At 66.0% G+C, this 17,134-nt stretch carries 17 protein-coding genes; 9 read left to right on the top strand and 8 right to left on the bottom strand.

Translation table 11 applies throughout. The features are described 5' to 3' along the window. Positions 1 to 32: 32 nt before the first annotated feature. The 4 genes from rhlB to PA6_RS07475 form a co-directional block, all read right to left on the bottom strand. Positions 33 to 1,439, bottom strand: coding sequence for an ATP-dependent RNA helicase RhlB (gene rhlB, locus PA6_RS07490; RefSeq protein ID WP_021700294.1), 1,407 nt, complete (start codon positions 1,437 to 1,439; stop codon positions 33 to 35). 87 nt (positions 1,440 to 1,526) lie between these two features. Continuing rightward, positions 1,527 to 2,687: a dipeptidase gene (locus PA6_RS07485; RefSeq protein WP_021700293.1), complete on the bottom strand. Its 1,161-nt coding sequence runs from the start codon at positions 2,685 to 2,687 to the stop codon at positions 1,527 to 1,529. A 102-nt stretch (positions 2,688 to 2,789) separates the two neighbouring features. Beyond that, the gene (locus tag PA6_RS07480) at positions 2,790 to 3,728 is read right to left on the bottom strand and encodes a GGDEF domain-containing protein (RefSeq protein WP_021700292.1); all 939 of its coding nucleotides are present in this window, start codon (positions 3,726 to 3,728) and stop codon (positions 2,790 to 2,792) included. A 245-nt stretch (positions 3,729 to 3,973) separates the two neighbouring features. Beyond that, complete coding sequence (locus tag PA6_RS07475) at positions 3,974 to 4,633, bottom strand: alpha/beta hydrolase (RefSeq protein ID WP_021700291.1); 660 nt, start codon at positions 4,631 to 4,633, stop codon at positions 3,974 to 3,976. A gap of 391 nt (positions 4,634 to 5,024) precedes the next feature. Here PA6_RS07475 and PA6_RS07470 point away from each other — a divergent pair, with 391 nt between their 5' ends. The 4 genes from PA6_RS07470 to PA6_RS07455 all read left to right on the top strand — a co-directional run bounded on the left by PA6_RS07470 (position 5,025) and on the right by PA6_RS07455 (position 9,216). Further along, positions 5,025 to 6,053, top strand: coding sequence for an amino acid ABC transporter substrate-binding protein (locus PA6_RS07470; protein ID WP_021700290.1), 1,029 nt, complete (start codon positions 5,025 to 5,027; stop codon positions 6,051 to 6,053). 99 nt (positions 6,054 to 6,152) lie between these two features. Further along, positions 6,153 to 7,337: an amino acid ABC transporter permease gene (locus PA6_RS07465; protein WP_021700289.1), complete on the top strand. Its 1,185-nt coding sequence runs from the start codon at positions 6,153 to 6,155 to the stop codon at positions 7,335 to 7,337. Positions 7,338 to 7,347: 10 nt separating this feature from the next. Continuing rightward, positions 7,348 to 8,445 carry an amino acid ABC transporter permease gene (locus tag PA6_RS07460; protein WP_021700288.1) on the top strand — a complete coding sequence of 366 codons (1,098 nt, stop codon included), beginning with the start codon at positions 7,348 to 7,350 and terminating at the stop codon, positions 8,443 to 8,445. Positions 8,446 to 8,454: 9 nt separating this feature from the next. Then, the gene (locus PA6_RS07455; RefSeq protein ID WP_021700287.1) at positions 8,455 to 9,216 is read left to right on the top strand and encodes an amino acid ABC transporter ATP-binding protein; all 762 of its coding nucleotides are present in this window, start codon (positions 8,455 to 8,457) and stop codon (positions 9,214 to 9,216) included. A 51-nt stretch (positions 9,217 to 9,267) separates the two neighbouring features. Here PA6_RS07455 and PA6_RS07450 read toward each other — a convergent pair whose 3' ends face one another. After that, a complete protein-coding gene (locus PA6_RS07450; RefSeq protein WP_021700286.1) occupies positions 9,268 to 10,227 on the bottom strand; it encodes a GlxA family transcriptional regulator in 960 nt (319 codons plus the stop codon). Positions 10,228 to 10,320: 93 nt separating this feature from the next. Between PA6_RS07450 and PA6_RS07445 the strand changes: the two genes are divergently transcribed. The 3 genes from PA6_RS07445 (at position 10,321) to PA6_RS07435 (ending at position 12,122) form a co-directional block, all read left to right on the top strand. Further along, entirely contained in the window at positions 10,321 to 10,791 is a 471-nt protein-coding gene (locus tag PA6_RS07445) for a nuclear transport factor 2 family protein (RefSeq protein ID WP_043216436.1), read from the top strand. 40 nt (positions 10,792 to 10,831) lie between these two features. Continuing rightward, positions 10,832 to 11,116: a GIY-YIG nuclease family protein gene (locus PA6_RS07440; protein WP_021700284.1), complete on the top strand. Its 285-nt coding sequence runs from the start codon at positions 10,832 to 10,834 to the stop codon at positions 11,114 to 11,116. Positions 11,117 to 11,186: 70 nt separating this feature from the next. Beyond that, positions 11,187 to 12,122, top strand: coding sequence for a glutathione S-transferase family protein (locus PA6_RS07435; protein WP_021700283.1), 936 nt, complete (start codon positions 11,187 to 11,189; stop codon positions 12,120 to 12,122). Here the strand turns inward: PA6_RS07435 and PA6_RS07430 are convergent. From PA6_RS07430 to yejK, 3 genes are read right to left on the bottom strand one after another with little or no spacing between them, the layout of a single operon-like run. Continuing rightward, positions 12,109 to 12,939, bottom strand: coding sequence for a DUF4344 domain-containing metallopeptidase (locus tag PA6_RS07430; protein ID WP_021700282.1), 831 nt, complete (start codon positions 12,937 to 12,939; stop codon positions 12,109 to 12,111). The two genes, PA6_RS07435 and PA6_RS07430, sit on opposite strands and share 14 nt — an antisense overlap. Then, positions 12,936 to 13,751 (bottom strand): polyphosphate kinase 2 family protein, encoded by an 816-nt coding sequence (locus PA6_RS07425; RefSeq protein WP_021700281.1) that lies wholly within the window; start codon positions 13,749 to 13,751, stop codon positions 12,936 to 12,938. Before PA6_RS07425 ends, PA6_RS07430 begins: the two co-directional genes overlap by 4 nt. Before the next feature lie 3 nt (positions 13,752 to 13,754). Next, on the bottom strand, positions 13,755 to 14,762 hold the full coding sequence (gene yejK / locus PA6_RS07420) for a nucleoid-associated protein YejK (protein WP_021700280.1): 1,008 nt from the start codon (positions 14,760 to 14,762) through the stop codon (positions 13,755 to 13,757). A gap of 277 nt (positions 14,763 to 15,039) precedes the next feature. On the opposite strand from yejK, the gene PA6_RS07415 reads away from it, so the two are divergent. Both PA6_RS07415 and PA6_RS07410 read left to right on the top strand, forming a co-directional pair. Further along, a complete protein-coding gene (locus PA6_RS07415; RefSeq protein WP_021700279.1) occupies positions 15,040 to 16,644 on the top strand; it encodes a M28 family metallopeptidase in 1,605 nt (534 codons plus the stop codon). Positions 16,645 to 16,794: 150 nt separating this feature from the next. Then, a partial coding sequence (locus PA6_RS07410; protein ID WP_021700278.1) for a hypothetical protein occupies positions 16,795 to 17,134 on the top strand: 340 nt, incomplete at its 3' end.

Genomic DNA, 17,134 nt, shown 5'->3' with positions numbered 1-17,134 from the left:
CGCGTTGAGCGGGCTTTTTTATGGGCGTTCGATCAGTGCTTGCGCGGTACCGGCTTGAGCAGCTCTTCCGGCGGCATTTCGCAGTTGATCTTGCGGCCGAGCAACTCTTCGATCGGTGGCAGGGCGAAGGCATCGTCCTCGCCGGCGAAGCTGATCGAGGTGCCGCTGCTGCCCGCACGGCCGGTACGGCCGATGCGGTGCACGTAGTCGTCCGGCACTTCCGGCAGGGTGAAGTTGATCACGTGGCTGATGCCGTCGACGTGGATGCCACGGCCGGCGACGTCGGTGGCCACCAGAACGCGGATCTTGCCTTCGCGGAAGCCTTCCAGGGTCTTGATCCGCTTGTGCTGCGGCACGTCGCCGGACATCTGCGCGGCGCTGACGCCGTCACGTACCAGTTTCTCCTCGATGCGGCGGACCTCGTCGCGGCGGTTGGCGAACACCATCACCCGCTGCCAGTCGTTCTGCGTCACCAGGTTGTACAGCAGCTTGTACTTGTCCTGGCTGGACACGGCATAGACGTGCTGCTCGACGGTGTCGCTGGCGACGTTCTCCGGTTCGATCTCGACGATGGCCGGGTTGACCGTCCACTGCCGCGCCAGGTTCATCACGTCCTCGGTGAAGGTGGCGGAGAACAGCAGGGTCTGGCGGTCGCCCTTCATCGGGGTCTGGCGGATGATCTGGCGGACCTGCGGGATAAAGCCCATGTCGAGCATGCGGTCGGCCTCGTCCAGCACCATCACCTCGACCATGTCCAGGTGCACTTCGCCGCGCTGGTTGAAGTCCAGCAGGCGGCCGGGGGTGGCCACCAGGATGTCGCAGTAGCGCGATTCCAGCTGCTTGAGCTGCTTGTCGAAGTCCATGCCGCCGACGAACTGCATGACATTGAGGCCGGTGTACTTGGTCAGGTCCTCGGCGTCCTTGGCGATCTGTACTACCAGCTCGCGGGTCGGCGCGATGATCAGCGCGCGCGGCTCACCCATGTAGCGCTCTTTCGGCGGCTGGGTCTGCAGCAGCTGGGTGATGGTCGAGATCAGGAAGGCGGCGGTCTTGCCGGTACCGGTCTGGGCGCGGCCGATGGCGTCCTTGCCCTTGAGGGTGTGGCCGAGAACCTGGGCCTGAATCGGGGTGCAATAGGGGAAGCCGAGGTCATGAATGGCGTGCATCAGTTCCGGGGCCAGGCGGAAGTCATGGAAGCGGGTCTTGCCTTCCTGCGGTTCGACCACGAAGTCTTCCAGCTTCCAGGTATCCACCGGCTTGGCCGGACGCTCGCGGCGCGGTTTCTCGGTGCGCGGCTTCTTGGTTTCGCGCGGCGTCTCCGCCTTCGGCTGCGAGTGACGCGGGGCGCTCGGCTGGCTGGGAGCGCTGGGGGTGGGAGTGATGCTGGCGGGCTGTTCGGCTTCGCCCTTACGGAAAATTTTCTTGAGTGCTTTGAGCACGGCCGTCTCGTATTGGTCAAGGAATGAACGGAGGCCAGTGTAAAGCAAGATGCCCGCGCGGCGAAGTGCCGCGCGGGTTGCTCCCGGTCAGTCGGGGAGGCTGGCGAGGAGCAGGTCGCGCACGTTGCCGCCCATGATCGCGGCGATGTCGGCGTCGCTGAAGCCGGCGCCCTGCAGGCCCTCGGTGATCTGCGCCAGGCCGGTGGTGTCGAAGGGCGTGTGCACGGTGCCGTTGAAGTCCGAGCCCAGGGCCACGTGTTGCACCCCGACCTTGTCCGCGGCATAGCGGATGGCGCGGACGATGGCGCCGACCGAGGTTTCGCAGACGGCTGCATCCCAGTAGCCGATGCCGACCACCCCGCCGGTGGCGGCGATGCGTTTCAGGTGGTCGTCGGTGAGGTTGCGCGGTCCCGGGCAGGTGCCGGCGACGCCGGTGTGCGAGACCAGGACCGGGCGTTTGGCCATGGCCAGTACGTCGTCGATCAGCGGCTTGGAGGCATGGGCCAGGTCGACCAGCATGCGCTTCTCCTCCAGGTGGGCGATTACCTGGCGGCCCAGCGGGGTCAGCCCGCCCTTGACCAGACCATGGGCCGAGCCACCGACCTCGTTGTCGAAGAAGTGAGTCAGGCCGGCGATGCGAAAGCCGGCGTCATACAGGCGGTCGAGGTTCTCCAGCTTACCCTCGATGGGCTGCAGCCCTTCGGTGGCCAGCACGGTGGCCAGGCGCTGCGGGTCGCGCTGCCAGTCTTCCAGGTAGCGGGCCAGCTCGCCGCGGCTGCGGATCAGCACCAGTTTACCGTCGCTGGCGGCAGCGGCCTGCTTCAGCTTGTCGGCCTGGTACAGGGCACGGGCCAGCAGGCTGCTCCAGGTTTCCCGCGGCCAGCGCTGGGCCATGGCCAGCAGGGTGATGTTGTCGCTGTCGGCGCCGTTGCTCTCGTAGTTGATGCCGCGCGGGGTCTTGGTGACGGTGGAAAACACCTGCAGGCCGACACGGCCCTCGAGCAGGCGCGGCAGATCGGAGTGGCCGTAGTCGTGGCGCTCGAGCAGGTCGCGCTGCCAGAGCAGAGCATCGTCGTGCAGGTCGGCGACGAACAGGCGCTGGTGCAGCTGCGTGGCCTGTTCGCTGGCCGGGTAGGGCGGCGGCGCCGCCACGCTGTTCATCTGCCGGTCGAGCAGGTTGGGCAAGGTGAAGAAGGTGCCCGCGCCCACGGGCACGAGGATCAGCAGGGCGAGCAGCAGCTTGGGCATGGTGCATGTCCGATCATTGTTGTTGTTCGCCGGACTCTAGCAAGGCGCGTCAGCGGCTGGCGATGATGTGGCGGATTCGCCGGGGAGTTTGGCGGGGCGGCCTCAGCCGTACAGGCAGTTGCGGCCCTGTTGCTTGGCTTTGTACAGCGCGCAGTCGGCACGGGCGATCAGGCTTTCCAGGCCGTCCTTGTCCTGCATCTGCGCCATGCCGATGGACACGGTGACGCCCGGCAGTATGCCGACCGGCGAATAGAACGATTCGATCTGCGCCAGGCTCTGGCGCAGGCGCTCGCCGATGGTGCGCGCTTCCACCGCGTCCAGCTCCGGCAGAAGGATGACGAACTCCTCGCCGCCATAGCGCACCATGCTGTCCTTGGGCCGCAGCTGGTTGCGCAGGGTGTGCGCCACCAGGCACAGGGCATAGTCGCCGGCCAGGTGGCCGTGCTGGTCGTTGTAGGCCTTGAAGTGGTCGACATCGAGCATCAGCATGCTCAGCGGCTGGCCATTGAAGGCGCAGCGGGTGCTCTCGCGCTCGTAGACGTGCTCCAGCCAGCGCCGGTTGAAGCAGCCGGTGAGAATGTCGACATTGGCGTTCTGTTCGCTGTCGAGGATGATCCGGTTGCCCTGGCGCACGCGCTCGCATAGCAGTTCCAGCAGGTTCTGCATCAGTTCCGGCGACTGGTTGAACAGCTTGACCAGCGATTCGCGGTGCAAGCGCAGCACCAGTGAGGGCTGCGTCGCCACGACATAGGCAGAGGGGCGGTCATTGTCGATGAAGCTGATTTCCCCGGCGCAGTCGCCTGGGTGCAGGGTGCTGACCGGCTGGTTGTCGAGTGAACCGAGGTAGACCTTCCGCTCACCCTCCAGCAGCAGATACAGATGCTGGTTGCGGTTGAAGGGCGAGAGCAGGATCTCGCTGGCCTCTAGCTCGCAGGCACGGAACTCGCGCAGCAGTTGCTGCAGGCTGCTGGCCGTGACGTTCTGAAAGAGTCGCAGTTGGCGGATCTGCTGGAGATCCTCCTGCCAGTGGGCGTTTTTCATCGCAAGAATGAATAACCTGTCTGGCTGCATAGAGCGGCGGGCATCGCGAAACACTCCCTGTTTAGGGCGAAAACCTGACTTCCCCTGACCTTATTCCCAGCATTATTACCTATGCAATCCCCGCGCTAGAGCTGCCCGACCAGCGGTCGAGGCGGCTGGACGGGGGCCTGGACAGTGACATTCACTTGACTGAATTTCGTTCAGTTAGCGAGCTCTGTCGGGGTGTCGACGTAAGCTTGACGTGCTCAGCGTGGCAGGCGTTGCTGCAGCCAGGCGGCGATGTCCTGGATCTCCTCCAGCACCACCTCGTGGCCCATGGGGTACTCACGCCATTGCGTCGCGACGCCTTGAGCGATGAGTGCGTCGTAGGCGGCGCGGCCCATAAAGGGCGGCACCACTTCGTCCTGACTGCCGTGCAGGCAGAGCACCGGCAGGTTGCGCCGCGGCGCATCCAGTTGCAGGTCCTCGCTGAAGGTCGGGGCATAGGTGGACAGTGCCAGCAGCCCGCCCAGCGGCCCCTGCCAGCGCAGGAAGGCGCTGTGATAGACCACCGCGCCGCCCTGGGAGAAGCCGGCGAGGATGATGCGTGCCGGATCGATGCCGCTGTCGCGCTGTGCTTCGATCAGGCCGATCACCGTCTGGGCCGAGGCTTCCATTTGTTCCTTGTCGATGGCCCGTGCCGGGCTCATGGCCAGGATGTCGTACCAGCTGGGCATGGACCAGCCGCCATTGATGGTCACCGGCCGCGTCGGTGCCTGGGGCAGCACGAAGCGCGTGCTCGGCAGCTGCTGCTGCAGCATCTTGGCCACCGGCTCGAAGTCGTAACGGTCGGCGCCCAGGCCGTGTAACCAGATGACGCAGGAATCGGCGTCGCGGGAGGGCTCCAGTATCAGGGCTTCTTGCATGTTTGCTCCACTTTGGTGCGCATGATCGGTTTTGGTACGGGGCGTGCGCAGCGTGCTGTCGATTTCGTTAAGAAGATGTCGCACCGCTAGAACTTTACCTATTGACCTTCCTTGGATACCGCTCGGTCACGAAGCTGGTACGCGCCTTGCTGTAGCGAATGGGTCCGGTGGGGGCCGCATGCTGCGGAATAGCCGGACACTCTGCTGCGTCTCTTTCCCGTAAGACCTACGGGGAGTGAGCGGGTCATTCGCCGGTCTGCGGATCGGCATCTAGACTCCCTTCAGGTTCGCACCCCGGTTGATCCTGCCATGGTGGCGGGATCGAACGTGCCTCACAAGGGTACGGCGGCAGGACCGAGACTCGACCAAACAAGAACACTTGGAGGTTTTGATGAAGATGGTGAAATCCACCCTGGCAGTACTGACCACGGCTGCGGTGCTCGGTGTGAGCGGTTTCGCTCATGCGGGAGCCACCCTGGATGCGGTGAAGAAGAAAGGCTTCGTGCAGTGCGGTATCAGCGACGGCTTGCCCGGTTTCTCCTACGCCGACGCCAAGGGCAACTACCTGGGCATCGACGTGGATGTCTGCCGTGCCGTGGCCGCTGCCGTGTTCGGCGACGCCTCCAAGGTCAAGTACAGCCCGCTGACCGCCAAGGAGCGCTTCACCGCGCTGCAATCCGGCGAGGTCGACATGCTGTCGCGCAACACCACCTGGACCAGCTCGCGTGATGCGGCCATGGGCCTGAACTTCACCGGCGTGACCTACTACGACGGTCAGGGCTTCCTGGTGAACAAGAAGCTCGGCGTTTCCAGCGCCAAGGAACTGGACGGCGCCACCGTGTGCATCCAGGCCGGTACCACCACCGAGCTGAACCTGGCCGACTACTTCCGTGCCAATGGCCTGAAGTACACCCCCATCACCTACGACACCTCCGACGAAAGCGCCAAGTCGCTGGAGTCCGGCCGTTGCGACGTGCTGACCTCCGACCAGTCGCAGCTGTACGCCCAGCGCATCAAGCTGGCCGCGCCGGATGACTACGTGGTGCTGCCGGAAGTGATTTCCAAGGAACCGCTCGGCCCGTCCGTGCGCCAGGGTGACGAGGAGTGGTTCGACATCGTGCGCTGGAGCCTGTACGCCCAGCTCAATGCCGAGGAACTGGGCGTGACTTCCGCCAACGTGGAAGAAATGGCCAAGTCCACCAAGAACCCGGACATCGCCCGCCTGCTGGGCGCCGAGGGTGACTTCGGCAAGGATCTGAAACTGCCGAAGGACTGGGCCGTGCAGATCGTCAAGCAAGTCGGTAACTACGGTGAAATCTTCGATCGCAACGTCGGTGCCGGCAGCGAGCTGAAGATCGAGCGTGGTCTCAATGCCCTGTGGAACAAGGGTGGTCTGCAGTACGCACCGCCGGTGCGCTGACCGCCATGCCAGCGCCCCTCGTGCGAGGGACGCTGGTGTTCCTGATTTCGTGAACTCCGCGCCGCAAGCCACGGGCGCGGAGTTTCCATGAGGGCCGTTATGCAGAATCCCCCCATTTCCCCGCGCCCCCGCACATCGGTCTGGACCGATCCGCAGGTGCGCGGCTGGCTATTCCAGCTCATAGCCGTGGTCGCCGTCGTGGCGATCGGCTGGTACCTGTTCCACAACACCCAGCACAACCTGGCCCAGCGCGGCATCCTGTCGGGCTTCGGCTTCCTCGAGCAGAGTGCCGGCTTCGGCATCTCCCAGCACCTGATCGATTACACGGAGAGCGACAGCTACGGCCGCGTCTTCGTCATCGGCCTGCTCAACACCCTGCTGGTGGCGGGGATCGGCATCGTGCTGGCCACCGTGCTCGGCTTCATCCTCGGCGTGGCGCGGCTGTCGCCCAACTGGCTGATCAGCAAGCTGGCCACCATTTATATCGAGATCTTCCGCAACATCCCGCCGTTGCTGCAGATCTTCTTCTGGTACTTCGCCGTGTTCCTGCCGTTGCCCGGTCCGCGGCAGAGCCTGAACATCAGCGACACCTTCTTCCTCAGCAACCGCGGCCTGAACATGCCGGCGCCGACGGCGGCCGAGGGCTTCTGGGCCTGCTTCATCGCGCTGCTGCTGGCGCTGGTGGCGGTGTGGCTCCTGGCGCGCTGGGCGCGGCAGCGCTTCGAGGCCACCGGCCGGGGTTTCCCGACCCTGATTGCCAGCCTGGTGCTGATCATCGGCCTGCCAAGCCTGGCCGCGCTGGTATTCGGCGATCCCTTCCACTGGACGGTGCCGGAGCTCAAGGGCTTCAACTTCCGCGGTGGCTGGGTGCTGATTCCCGAGCTGATGGCGCTGACCCTGGCGCTGACCGTGTACACCGCGGCGTTCATCGCCGAGATCGTGCGTTCCGGGATCAAGGCGGTCAGCCACGGCCAGACCGAGGCGGCGCGCTCCCTCGGCCTGCCGGCCGGCAAGACCCTGCGCCTGGTCATCGTGCCGCAGGCCCTGCGGGTGATCATTCCGCCGCTGACCAGCCAGTACCTGAACATCGTGAAGAACTCGTCGCTGGCGGCCGGTATCGGCTACCCGGACATGGTCTCGCTGTTCGCCGGTACCACCCTGAACCAGACCGGCCAGGCCATCGAGGTCATCGCCATCACCATGAGCGTGTACCTGGCCATCAGCATCAGCATCTCGATCCTGATGAACTGGTACAACAAGCGCATCGCGCTGATCGAGCGGTAAGGAGAAGCGCATGGAAGTCCATCAATTCCGTCCCAGCCTGCCGCCGCCACGCCTGAGCGTCGGCGTCATCGGCTGGCTGCGGTCCAACCTGTTCTCCAACTGGTTCAACACCCTGTTGACCCTGCTGGCCATCTACCTGGTCTGGCTGATCGTGCCGCCGCTGCTGCAGTGGGCGGTGTTCCAGGCCGACTGGACCGGCACCACCCGCGCCGACTGCACCAGTGAAGGCGCCTGCTGGGTGTTCATCAAGCAGCGTTTCGACCAGTTCATGTACGGCTTCTACCCGGAAGAGCTGCGCTGGCGCGTGGACCTCACCGTGTGGCTGGTGGTGATCGGCGCGGCGCCGCTGTTCGTGCCGATGATGCCGCGCAAGGCCCTGTACGGCCTGGTGTTCCTGGTGGCCTACCCTCTGCTGGCCTTCTGGCTACTGCACGGCGGCTTCCTCGGCCTGTCCGAGGTGGAAACCAGCCAGTGGGGCGGCCTGATGCTGACCCTGGTGATCGCCGCGGTCGGTATCGCCGGCGCGCTGCCGCTGGGCATCCTGCTGGCCCTTGGGCGGCGCTCGAAGATGCCGGCGATCCGCGTGATCTGCGTGACCTTCATCGAGTTCTGGCGCGGCGTACCGCTGATCACCGTGCTGTTCATGTCCTCGGTGATGCTGCCTCTGTTCCTGCCGGAAGGTCTGTCCTTCGACAAGCTGCTGCGCGCGCTGATCGGGGTGATCCTGTTCCAGTCCGCCTACATCGCCGAAGTGGTGCGCGGCGGGCTGCAGGCCATTCCCAAGGGGCAGTACGAGGCGGCCGCGGCCATGGGCCTGGGCTACTGGCGGATGATGGGCCTGGTGATCCTGCCGCAGGCGCTCAAGCTGGTGATCCCGGGCATCGTCAACACCTTCATCGCCCTGTTCAAGGACACCAGCCTGGTGATCATCATCGGCCTGTTCGACCTGCTCAACAGCATCAAGCAGGCCACCACCGACCCGGCCTGGCTGGGCATGGCGACCGAGGGCTACGTGTTCGCCGCCCTGGTGTTCTGGATTTTCTGTTTCGGCATGTCCCGCTATTCCATGCGCCTGGAGCGCAAGCTGGACACCGGCCACAAGCGTTAGGAGCCATTCATGACTGAAGCAAACAAGCAGACCAGCGCCGAGCCGATCATTCAGCTGCAGGGCGTGAACAAGTGGTACGGCCAGTTCCACGTGCTCAAGGACATCAACCTCGATGTGCAGCAGGGCGAGCGCATCGTCCTCTGCGGCCCTTCGGGTTCGGGCAAGTCCACCACCATCCGCTGCATCAACCGCCTGGAGGAGCACCAGCAGGGGCGCATCGTGGTCGACGGCACCGAGCTGACCAGCGACCTCAAGCACATCGAGGCGATCCGCAGCGAAGTGGGCATGGTGTTCCAGCACTTCAACCTGTTCCCGCACCTCACCGTGCTGCAGAACTGCACCCTGGCGCCGATGTGGGTGCGCAAGCTGCCCAAGCGCAAGGCCGAGGAGATCGCCATGCACTTTCTCGAGCGCGTGCGCATCCCCGAGCAGGCGCACAAGTACCCGGGCCAGCTCTCCGGTGGTCAGCAGCAGCGTGTGGCCATCGCCCGTGCGCTGTGCATGAAGCCGAAGATCATGCTGTTCGACGAGCCGACCTCGGCCCTCGACCCGGAAATGGTCAAGGAAGTGCTGGATACCATGATCGGCCTGGCCGAGGACGGCATGACCATGCTCTGCGTGACCCACGAGATGGGCTTCGCCCGCACCGTGGCGAACCGGGTGATCTTCATGGATCGTGGCGAGATCGTCGAACAGAACGAACCCAACACCTTCTTCGACAACCCGCAGAACGAGCGGACCAAGCTGTTCCTCGGGCAGATCCTCCATTGAGGTCGAGCGCAGCATGAGAAAGGAGCCCTCGGGCTCCTTTTTCTTTGTCCGCTATTCGCTGAGCGGCTGGCGCAGGCGTTTGCGGAAGGCGCCCGGTGTCTCGCCGCAGAGCTGCTTGAACAGCTTGGCGAAGGTGGCGCGGTCGGCATAGCCAACCTGTGCGGCGACCTGTTCCAGTGAGCGCGCCGGGTTGCGCAGGGCGCTCTGCGCGGCGCTGATGCGCAGACGCTGCAGATAGTCGTTGGGAGTCAGCCCGGTGGCCGCCTTGAAGCGGCGCAGCAGGGTGCGGGTGGAGCAGTGGGCGCGCTCGGCCAGCCGCGCCAGGTCGATGGCCTGGGCATGGTTGAGTTGCAGCCAGTGCAGCAGCGGGCCGATCAGCGGGTCGTCGTGGCCGGCCAGTGGCAGCAGCGGGGCGAAGCGGCGCTGGCCGCCGCGTTCGCGTTCCACCACCAGGGCGCCGGCCACGCGCTGCGCCAGCCAGTCTCCGGCGTGCCGGGCGATCAGCTGCAGGCACAGGTCCAGGCCGGCCTGGGCGCCGCCCGAGCAGAAGCGGTTGGCGTCCTCGGTGAACAGTTCATCGATCTGCAGGCGCACCCCGGGGAAGCGCTGGCGGAACTGCTCCGCCAGCGCCCAGTGGGTGGTCGCGCGGCGCCCATCCAGCTGGCCGGCGGCAGCCAGCAGGCAGGCGCTGCTGCACAGGCTGGCCAGTTGCTGCTGCAGGGGCCGCTGCGCTAGCCAGGCGAGCAGGGCGGCGTTGTGCTGCAAGGTGCGCTCCAGCGCGCTGCCGGTGGCGGGGATCAGCAGCAGGTCGGCGCTTTCCGCCAGCAGCAGGTCGCCGTCCACCTGCAGTCGCGCATAGCCGAGCTGCACCGGCTGGCCGTCGACGCTGACCCGCTGCAGCGCGAACAGCGCCTCGCCGGCCAGCTGGTTGGCCAGGCGGAAGGCGTCGTCGGCCATGCTCAGGCTGGACAGCACGGTCTGCGGGCAGAGGTAGAGGGCGATACGGATCATTGGCGATTATTGCCACAAAGTTGTCTTTATCGCCAATCGCCGCCCATCGGCTGCGCAGCCATACTCTGTCCATCCTCATCCGGAGCAGCATCCATGGTCCATCCCAATGCCGAACTGATCGACCGTTTCTACCAGGCCTTCCAGAAGCTCGATGCCGAGGCCATGGCGGCCTGCTACGCCGAGCAGGTGCAGTTTTCCGATCCGGCCTTCCGTGACCTGCGCGGCCGCGATGCCGGCGACATGTGGCGCATGCTCTGCGCGCGGGCCAAGGATTTCTCGCTGACCTACCAAGTGCTCGAAGCGGACGACCAGCAGGGCCGCGCGCGCTGGGTGGCGACCTACCTGTTCAGCGCCACCGGGCGCATGGTGGAGAACCATATCGAGGCGCACTTCCGCTTCGCCGACGGCAAGATCGTCGAGCACCGCGACCATTTCGACCTGTGGCGCTGGATGCGCCAGGCGCTGGGGGCCAAGGGCCTGCTGCTGGGCTGGCTGGCGCCGGTGCAGGCGGCGGTGGGCAAGCAGGCCATGGCCGGGCTGCGTGCCTGGCAGGCCGGGCGCTGACTGGCGTAAGCTCGGCAGCCTTTCGCTGCGCTGCCGAGCCATGACCGACACCCCACCCGCCAAACCCTGGTTCGTCTACCTGGTCCGTGCCGAAAGCGGCGCGCTCTACTGTGGCATCAGCGACGATCCGCAGCGGCGCTTCGAGCAGCACCGCAGCGGCAGGGGCGCGCGCTTCTTCCACGCCAGCCCGGCGCGGGCGCTGGTGTATGTCGAGGCCTGCACCGACAAGGGCGCCGCGCTGCGCCGCGAGATCGCCATCAAGCGCCTGAAGAAGGCGGCCAAGGAGGCCCTGATAGGCGCGCTGGATGGTCCGTCATTAGATTGAAGGGGTAGGCCGCGGCGCCGCCTGCGGCTAAGCTGCGGCCTCGAATTCCAACCAGCAGCGGAGCCCCGCCATGTCCGAATTGATCCTGCACCACTACGACGCCTCGCCCTTCGCCGAGAAGGCCCGCCTGATGCTGGGCTTCAAGCAGCTGTCGTGGCGCTCGGTGGAAATCCCGCGGATCATGCCCAAGCCGGATCTGACCGCGCTCACCGGCGGCTATCGCAAGACCCCGGTGCTGCAGGTCGGCGCCGACATCTACTGCGACACCGCTCTGATCGCCCGCCGCCTGGAGGTCGAGAAGGCCACGCCGAGCCTGTTCCCCGAGGGCCAGGAGTTCGTCGCCGCCAGCTTCGCCCAGTGGGCCGATGCCGTGGTGTTCCAGCACGCGGTGACCCTGGTGTTCCAGCCGGAATCCATTGCCGTGCGCATGGGCAAGCTGCCGCCAGCGGCGCAGCAGGCCTTCGTTGCCGACCGCGCAGCACTGTTCGCCGGTGGCAGCGCCAGCCGCCTGCCGGCTGCGCAGGCCAAACTGCAGTGGCCGGTGCTGATGGCGCGCCTGCAACAGCAGCTGGCGCGCGAGGAGGGCGACTTCCTGTGCGGCGAGCCGTCGATCGCCGACTTCGCCATGGCCCATCCGCTGTGGTTCCTCAAAGGCACCCACGTCACCGCGCCGCTGGTCGACGACTACCCGGAAGTGGCGGCCTGGCTCGGTCGCGTGCTCGGTTTCGGGCATGGCGCGCACAGCCCGCTGAGCAGCGAGGAGGCCATCGCCATCGCCCGCGAAGCGCAACCGGCGCCGCTGCCGGACGAGGACTTCAGCCAGGCGTTGGGCTTCCAGGTTGGCCAGCAGGTCAGCGTGGCGGCCACCGACTATGGTGTCGATCCGGTGCAGGGCGAGCTGCTCTGCGTCTCCGCCGAGGCCATCATCCTGCGGCGCCAGGACGAGCGCGCCGGTACCCTGCATGTGCACTTCCCGCGCCTGGGCTTCGCCCTCAGCGCGGTGTGACGGCGCGGCGGCGCTGCAGATCGGGCAGGCTTCTGGCCAGTTCGTGGAAGTGCCCCAGCAACTCGTAGCACAGCGTCAGCTCCCCGCTGACGCTGTTGAACCAGGCGTCCGGCGTACCGCAGGCGCTGACGCGCAGGGTCAGATTGCGCGGTAGCTCGAAGCTGCTGCTGGCCCTGGAGGCGACCCGCTCCAGCTCGCCCGAGGCGCGGATGGCTGCCTGCATCGCGCGACCGTTGGCCAGGTTGGCCGGCGGCTCGTCATACACCACCTCGATACGCCCGCGCGCCGGGCGATCGACCGGGCGGTGGAAACGCTCCAGCAGCCAGTTCACCGCATGGTGGACCTGGGCATATTCCTGATCGCAGTACAGTGCGCGCTCCTCCGGCAGCCCGGTGCTGGCGACTATCCATTCCAGCCGCTGTGGATCACTGCCATAGGCCAGGCAGGCGATGTTGAAGAAGCGCTGCTCGTCCAGCGAATGGCTGTCCCACAGCGGAATCTGCTCGGCCGAGCCACGGGTGCGCTCGGCTTCCAGGCGCCAGTAGTCGGCCACGTCCAGCAGCCTGGCGTAGAAGTCGGCATCGGCCTGCTGGCCATACAGCAGGAACAGGCCCATGAAGCCGAGCTGGTCGGCGGCGTCTTCCTCGCGGCCGAGTACCGGCAGCTGCAGCTCGCTGATCAGCAGGTGTCCCATTTCGTGCAGCAGGGTGAACTCGGCGTTGGCGGTGATGAAACGCAGTTCGTCGGGCGAGGGCTCGGGCGTCGCGGCCCAGGCCGGCGCGACCAGCAGCAGGAGCAGCGCCAGGCACCGCCTCATGGCTGCTCCAGATCGGCGGCGCAGAAGGGCGCCGGAGTATCCGGCCAGTCCAGGTCGAGGCGTTCCAGTTCGCGGGCCAGCAGGCTGGCCACCAGCCAGTCGCGCAGCCAGCGCTGATCGGACGGGATCACGTACCAGGGCGCATCCGTCGTATGGCTGGCCGCCAGCAGGGCGCTCCAGCGCGCCTGGCGCAGGTCGTGTTCGCGGTAGGCCTGCAGGTCCCTGGCATGCAGTTTCCAGCGCTTCTCCGGGCGCTGCAGGCGGCTCAGCAGGCGCTCCTTCTGCTCCGCGCGGGAGATGTGCAGGTAGCACTTGAGTGCGTGCAGGTGGCGCGGCGGCCACTGCGCCTCGAAGGCCTGCACCTCGGCCAGGCGCCGGGGGAAGTCCGCGTCGGCGCAAAGCCCGTCCAGCGGGTCGCTGATCAGCGCCTCGTAGTGGCTGCGGTTGAACACGCCGAGCAGGCCGGGTGCCGGCAGACGCCGGCGGTAGCGTTGCAGGAAGTGCTCGCCGCGCTCCTCGGCGTTGGGCATCTGGAAGCTGTGGATGCTCAGGCCCTGTGGGTCGAAGGCATTGATCACCTTGCGGATCACGCCGTCCTTGCCGGAGCAGTCCGGCCCCTGCAGCATCAGCAGCAGGGCGTCGCGGCGCTGCGCCCAGAGCATGCGCTGGCGCTCGTTGAGCCAGGGCCGCAGCGCCGCCATGGCCTGCCTGGCCTGCTCCTTGCTGAGGCCGAAGTCGCGCGCGGGGTCGCCGGCCAGCGGCGCGCGCACGTCGCAGCGGCAGGCGTCGAGCATGGCGTCGGCCAGGCGCATGGCTCAGTCCTTGCGGCGCTTGAGCTGGTCCTTCAGCTGGGTCGGCAGCTGACGGATGATCAGCATGTCGCGCGCTTCGTCATACTCGATGGCCGAGCCCAGCAGGTGCGACTCGAAACTGATCGACAGGCCCTCGGCACGGCCGGTGAAGCGGCGGAACTGGTTGAGGGTGCGCTTGTCCGCCGGAAATTCCGGGGCCATGCCGTAGTCCTTGTTGCGGATGTGCTCGAAGAAGGCGCGCGGGCGCTCCTCGTCGATCAGCCCGGACAGCTCTTCCAGGGTGATCGGCTCGCCCAGCTTGGCCTGGCTGGTGGCGTAGTCGACCAGCGCCTCGGTCTTCTCGCGGGCCTTTTCCTCGGCCAGGTCCTCGCTCTCGACGAAGTCGCTGAAGGCCTTGAGCAGGGTGCGCGTCTCGCTTGGCGCATCGACGCCTTCCTGGCAGCCGATGAAGTCGCGGAAGTAGTCCGAGACCTTCTTGCCGTTCTTGCCCCTGATGAACGAGATGTACTGCTTGGAGTGGGCGTTGTTGCGCCACTCGGAGATGTTGATGCGCGCCGCCAGGTGCAGCTGGCCGAGGTCCAGGTGCTTGGCCGGGGCCACGTCCAGCGCGTCGGTCACCGCCACGCCTTCGCTGTGGTGCAGCAGGGCGATGGCCAGGTAGTCGGTCATGCCCTGCTGGTAATGGGCGAACAGCACGTGGCCGCCGGTGGACAGGTTGGACTCCTCCATCAGCTTCTGCAGGTGCGCCACGGCCTGGCGGCTGAAGGCGGTGAAATCCTGCTCGCCATCCAGGTAGGCCTTCAGCCAGCCGCTGAAGGGGTAGGCGCCGGATTCCTCGTGGAACAGGCCCCAGGCCTTGCCCTGCTTGGCGTTGTAGCTCTCGTTGAGGTCGGCCAGCAGGTTCTCCATGGCTTGCGAGGCGGCCAGCTCCGAGTCGCGGGCGTGCAGCACGGCGGGCGAGCCATCGGGCTTCTTGTCGATCAGGTGGACGATGCAGTGGCGGATCGGCATGAGTGTCGGTCTTCGGTCATTCGCGGGAAACAGGCCGAGAAGTCTACCCGACAACGGCGCCGGGCGCGTCTGTCGCCAGGAGGCGTGATGGCTTAATGCCGGTATCTTCGGTGAACTGCCGCAATTATTCGGACAAAAGTGCGTATCCGTTTCGCTTGCCGGGAAAACTGCGTCTAGTGTTTCTGGCGTCCACACGACGCAGTAAAGGGACGGCCCGCGGCAGTGCCACAAGTGCTGCCGCATCCATTTGCTCCAAATACGGATTGGAGAAGACCCCATGCATGACAAGAAGAAGCTGTTGTTCGCCGCTCTCCTGGCCAGCGCCGCCGCGCCGGCACTGGCGAGCGCAAGCCAAGACCTCTCGCAACTGTTCGACAAGCTCTGGAGTCCGACCCGCCTGGGTCCGCTGGAGTGCCGCGCCGGCCTGCTGAACAGCTCGCCGCTGCTGTTGCCGCGCTGCATGCAGGCACAGAACACCCAGCAGCACCTGCAGATGCTCCACGACATCGCCCTGGCCAACGACGGCAACCGCGCCGCCGGCCTGCCCGGTTATGACGGTTCGCTGAACTACGTGAAGGAGACCCTGGAGCGCGCCGGTTATCAGGTCACGCTGCAGGCCTTCCCGTTCAGCGCCTTCTACCCGCAGGGGCCGGGCGTGCTGCAGGCCGTGGCGCCGACGCCGGCCGACTACCAGTGGGAGGTGGATTTCACCTACCTGTCGCAGACCGATGCCGGTGACGTGACCGCCGCCGTGGCCCCGGTGGACATCGCCCTGGGGGCGGGCAACACCTCCAGCAGCGGCTGCGAGGCCGAAGACTTCGCCGGCTTCCCGGCGGGCTCCATCGCCCTGCTGCAGCGCGGCGCGTGCAACTTCGCGATCAAGGCGGAGAACGCCGCCAGCGCGGGGGCCGCCGGCGTGGTGATCTTCAACCAGGGTGACACCGAGGACCGCAAGGGCCTGATCAATGCGACCCTGGGCGATGCCTATGCCGGTGGCATTCCGGTGCTGTTCGCCACCTACGACCTCGGCGTGGGCCTGGCGCAGACCGCCGAGCTGCAGCTGCGCATGTTCACCGACGTGGTACGCGAGCGCACCCAGACCCACAACCTGGTGGCCGAGTCGAAGTACGGCAACCCGAACAACGTGGTGATGGCCGGTGCGCACCTGGACTCGGTGTTCGAGGGCGCGGGCATCAACGACAACGGTTCGGGCAGCGCCGCGTTGCTGGAACTGGCCGTGCAGCTGCGCAAGGTCAGGCCCAACAACAAGCTGCGCTTCGCCTGGTGGGGCGCCGAGGAGTCGGGGCTGGTGGGCTCGACCTACTACGTGGAGCAGCTGCCGCCGGAAGAGAAGGCGAAGATCAAGGCGTACCTGAACTTCGATATGATCGCCTCGCCGAACTTCGCCTACTTCGTGTATGACGGCGACGGCTCGGACTTCGGTCTGGAAGGCCCGCCCGGCTCGGCGGCGATCGAGAAGCTGTTCGAGGAGTACTTCGCGCTGCGCGGCCTGCCGTCCGAAGGTGACGAGATCACCTTCCGCTCCGACTATGCGCAGTTCTTCACCGACGGCATCGCCTTCGGCGGGCTGTTCACCGGGGCCGAGGAGCTGAAGACCGAGGAGCAGGCAGCGCGCTACGGCGGCACCGCCGGCATCGCCCTCGATCCCTGCTATCACGCCGCTTGTGACAACCTGGGCAACATCGATGCGCGCGCGCTGGAAATCAATGGTGATGCCATGGCCTTCGTCACCAGCTGGCTGTCGCACTCGACCAAGGTGATCGACGACCAGATCGAAGCCGGCAAGGCGGCAGGCCCGAGCCTGCAGCGCGCCGCCAAGGCCTACGACATCACCCACTGGGGCAAGCACTGGATCAAGTGATCCACGCCTGAACAAAAAGCCCCGCCAGGATCGCCCTGGCGGGGCTTTTTTAATCGAGTAATGTCCCTAGGCTGAGAGTGGGTTTGGGGCGTAGAGCATGTGTCGGGGGATGTGACAATATCTGCGCCCTAAAATAGCAAGGATCTGCCCATGAACAGTGTGGTTAAGGACATCACCGCCATCCTCAAGAAAGCAGGCGTTAACTTCCAGTCTCTGCCCAAGGATTGGGATAACGCCAATCTGGAAGCGATCTTCCATCACATGGTGCCTGAGCGCATCTGTGAATTTGATGCCAAGTGCATCGGCGAAGCGGTGCACTATGTGGGTGTGTTGGCCGAGTTCGCGCAGGCCACGCTAGGGGAGTTCGTTCCCGGTAACCCGCGCACCATGGGCGCTGTGGACGGCACGGTCACGCTCGAATTCGAGCACGCGGGGCAAACCGTTCGTTTCAAGTTCAAGCAGGAAGGCCACTGGGTGGCCGATGCCTTCT

Source organism: Aquipseudomonas alcaligenes NBRC 14159, from assembly GCF_000467105.1.
GTDB classification, from domain to species: domain Bacteria; phylum Pseudomonadota; class Gammaproteobacteria; order Pseudomonadales; family Pseudomonadaceae; genus Aquipseudomonas; species Aquipseudomonas alcaligenes.
Note: the sequence above shows the minus strand (reverse complement) of the source record. Positions and strands in the feature narration are given on the sequence as shown.

Coding starts and splice junctions, on each gene's coding strand:
- PA6_RS07485 (WP_021700293.1), bottom strand. CDS start 2,687: ATGCCCAAGCTGCTGCTCGCCCTGCTGATCCTCGTGCCCGTGGGCGCG.
- PA6_RS07480 (WP_021700292.1), bottom strand. CDS start 3,728: ATGAAAAACGCCCACTGGCAGGAGGATCTCCAGCAGATCCGCCAACTG.
- PA6_RS07475 (WP_021700291.1), bottom strand. CDS start 4,633: ATGCAAGAAGCCCTGATACTGGAGCCCTCCCGCGACGCCGATTCCTGC.
- PA6_RS07470 (WP_021700290.1), top strand. CDS start 5,025: ATGAAGATGGTGAAATCCACCCTGGCAGTACTGACCACGGCTGCGGTG.
- PA6_RS07465 (WP_021700289.1), top strand. CDS start 6,153: ATGCAGAATCCCCCCATTTCCCCGCGCCCCCGCACATCGGTCTGGACC.
- PA6_RS07460 (WP_021700288.1), top strand. CDS start 7,348: ATGGAAGTCCATCAATTCCGTCCCAGCCTGCCGCCGCCACGCCTGAGC.
- PA6_RS07455 (WP_021700287.1), top strand. CDS start 8,455: ATGACTGAAGCAAACAAGCAGACCAGCGCCGAGCCGATCATTCAGCTG.
- PA6_RS07450 (WP_021700286.1), bottom strand. CDS start 10,227: ATGATCCGTATCGCCCTCTACCTCTGCCCGCAGACCGTGCTGTCCAGC.
- PA6_RS07445 (WP_043216436.1), top strand. CDS start 10,321: ATGGTCCATCCCAATGCCGAACTGATCGACCGTTTCTACCAGGCCTTC.
- PA6_RS07440 (WP_021700284.1), top strand. CDS start 10,832: ATGACCGACACCCCACCCGCCAAACCCTGGTTCGTCTACCTGGTCCGT.
- PA6_RS07435 (WP_021700283.1), top strand. CDS start 11,187: ATGTCCGAATTGATCCTGCACCACTACGACGCCTCGCCCTTCGCCGAG.
- PA6_RS07430 (WP_021700282.1), bottom strand. CDS start 12,939: ATGAGGCGGTGCCTGGCGCTGCTCCTGCTGCTGGTCGCGCCGGCCTGG.
- PA6_RS07425 (WP_021700281.1), bottom strand. CDS start 13,751: ATGCGCCTGGCCGACGCCATGCTCGACGCCTGCCGCTGCGACGTGCGC.
- yejK (WP_021700280.1), bottom strand. CDS start 14,762: ATGCCGATCCGCCACTGCATCGTCCACCTGATCGACAAGAAGCCCGAT.
- PA6_RS07415 (WP_021700279.1), top strand. CDS start 15,040: ATGCATGACAAGAAGAAGCTGTTGTTCGCCGCTCTCCTGGCCAGCGCC.